The organism is Methylobacterium sp. WL116, assembly GCF_008039455.1.
Taxonomy (GTDB): Bacteria; Pseudomonadota; Alphaproteobacteria; order Rhizobiales; family Beijerinckiaceae; genus Methylobacterium.
This window is the reverse complement of sequence record NZ_VRUV01000673.1, coordinates 1-2,085: the sequence shown is the minus strand read 5'-3', so window position 1 is coordinate 2,085 and position 2,085 is coordinate 1. Positions and strand designations below refer to the sequence as shown.

Genomic DNA, 2,085 nt, shown 5'->3' with positions numbered 1-2,085 from the left:
CGCGGGCGCCGTGCGCGACGCCGGCTCGGACGACCTGAGCCCGGCCGACGAGGCCCTGTTCCAGCACCTGCGCGGCCTGCGCGCCACCATCGCGCGCGCCGACAACATCGCCGCCTTCATGGTGTTTCCCGATCGGACGCTGATCGAGATGGCCAAGGGCAAGCCGGTGGATCTCTACGCGCTGCGCACCGTCCACGGCGTCGGCGAGCGCAAGCGCGAGGCCTACGGCGAAAGGTTCGTCGCCGCGATCGCCGAGTTCCTGGCGCATCCCCCGGCGGCGTGACGGGCGGAGCCGGCATCGGCGACGTCTCAGCTTGTAGGCTCGCTCGACAAGCTTCTCGCGACCCACGCCAGACGTGCGGAGAGCCGTGGGCGCTCCTTCGACGCAGCCATCCGTGGTGGTCGAGCAAACGCAATTCCGCGCGGGAAGCGAACCTTGACCGCGAGAAGGCGTCCTACGGCATCGCCGTGGCCCACTGCCGGGTGTTTGCGGTTGAAGCAGCGGCTTTCGCGGACCGACCCAAGCCCGGTGAACTTCCTCGGTCCGGCCAACCCCCATCGGATACGTATGACCGCTTGGGTGCCATTCGACTTTTGTACAGTCTGGGATGGACGCCAAGGCAGGCGGGGCGGCGGACAATCTGCCGCCCGCGCGCTGCGGCTCGGCCTTCTCCGCTCTCAACCGTGAGCGGGCGGGGTGGCGATGTCCGCCTCGATCGATCCGTTGCCCGGAAGCGGACAGGCCGAAAGCCACCCTTTGCGGTGCCCCCCGAGTTTCTCAGCGGGTCATAACGCCGGCGTCTTTTCGCTCGTCTCCGGGGCGTGCCGTCGTGTAGGGAGCCGGCATCCTTCGACAGCAACAGCGCCGGAACGCTCCGTCATCACCCGATTCAGCGACACGCCCACCGCCGATCCGCAAGAGGTGGTCACGCGCCAGGTCTTCTACCTGCCCGGCTTCGATCCGCGCCAGCCCGAGACCTACTGGGGCCTCTTCCGTCGCGAGAGCCGGCTGACGGCCGCGCGCCGCGGGCTCGACATCGCGGTGAGCGACCCGTCGCGCAGCGCCGACCGCCTCAGCCTCGACTGGACCGTCGAATCGGGGGGCACCCGCACGCGCTACGGCCTGCTGCGCTGGGACGACATCGTGCGTGCGCGCTTCCCGCGCCCCAACTGGCGGCGCCTCCTCACGGTGCCGGCCCTGCTGTGGCGGCTCAGGCGCTCGGGCTACGAACGGCGCCTGCGCCGCGAGGGGCGCAGCTTCGCCATGGTGATCTTCGGCGTCCAGTACCTGTTCCTGGTGTTCGTGGCGTTGAGCCTCGGGCTCGCCGCGCTGCTGCCGCTGGCGCTGCCGGCCGACTGGCGGCCGTGGTCGTGGCTCGCGGTACCGGTCGCGGCCTACGCGATCCTGGCCGGGATCATGGCGATCACCCGCGGCAAGCCGTTCTACTGCGCCCACCTCGTCGACGACACTGCCTTCACCCACGACCACGCGGCCGGCCGCGAAGCCCGGATGCCCGAGCGCCTCGACGCCATGGCCGCGCGCATCGCCGCCGCCGAGGGCACCGCCGACGAGGTCGTGGTGATCGGCCATTCCTCGTCGAGCTTCCTCGGGGTCGAGGTGCTCGACCGGATCCTCTCGGCCGATCCCGCCTTCGGCACCCGCGGCACGCCGGTCTCGTTCGTGACGCTGGGCAGCGTGATCCCCTGGATCGCCCTCGACCGCCCCGCGGTGAAGTTCCGGGCGGCGCTCGCGCGCTTCGCCGCCGCCGACCAGATCCGCTGGCTCGACGTGCGCGCGCCCTGGGACTGGCTGTCGATCCACTTGCGCGATCCGCTGACCGCCTCCGACGTTCCTTCGCCCGACCGCGGGCGCCCGGCCACGCGCTACGTCCGGCTGGAGGACCTGATCGAGCATCGTCTCATCCGAGGCCGACGCTTCAACCTGTTCCAGATGCACTTCCAGCTCTTGATGTCGAGCCTGGACACGGACGGGTTCGACTACATCGCCCTGGTCTCCGGGCCGGAGCCGGTGCACGCGGCGATCGACCGCCGGTGCGGGGCGCGGCCGGCGAGCCCGTCCGAAGG

Annotated in this window: 2 protein-coding genes; both read left to right on the top strand. The window is 71.0% G+C overall.

Going from position 1 to position 2,085, the window contains the following annotated elements:
• Window positions 1-283 (top strand): HRDC domain-containing protein (locus tag FV223_RS26075; RefSeq protein ID WP_187276254.1); only part of this gene is annotated, 283 nt, incomplete at its 5' end.
• A gap of 639 nt (window positions 284-922) precedes the next feature.
• The coding region (locus FV223_RS26070) for a hydrolase (protein ID WP_147729651.1) at window positions 923-2,085 on the top strand (1,163 nt) is incomplete at its 3' end.